The sequence below is a fragment of the Treponema sp. R6D11 genome (assembly GCF_054786075.1).
In genome coordinates this window covers 1-386 of sequence record NZ_BDHD01001105.1, presented here as the reverse complement: position 1 = coordinate 386, position 386 = coordinate 1, and the positions used below count along the sequence as shown (strand labels likewise).

Sequence of the window (386 nt, the reverse complement as noted above, 5' to 3'; positions counted from 1 at the left end):
ACCATAGCCAGCATCAACAGTCCCATTGAAAATACCATTTGCAGGGTCATCAGGATTAACAGGATCAGGAGTATAATTCGGTACTGTAGCACTGTTACCATTAAGTTGGTGTCCTTTTGTTAACCAATTTTTAAGCTGGTCTTCTTTAATTGTAAAGTCGAAAGGTTGTCCGCCAACTTTGGGTTTTACATACTCAGGAGCATTCGGACCTGCTACTGTCGCATTAACTGTAGAATCAACGGTTTTAGGTACAAATTTGACGTTGCTTATAGTATATGAACCACCGCTATTTTGTACGTGTACATAGATAGCAACGTATACTTCTCCAGTTAAAGCATCTGTTAAAGTTGGATCAATCCTTAACTCTACATTTTGAGGCTGAACAC

Annotated in this window: 1 protein-coding gene; it reads right to left on the bottom strand. The window is 39.1% G+C overall.

What is annotated here, in order from left to right; genetic code table 11:
* Positions 1–386 (bottom strand): hypothetical protein (locus ACYVTD_RS17670; RefSeq protein ID WP_461248928.1); only part of this gene is annotated, 386 nt, incomplete at both ends.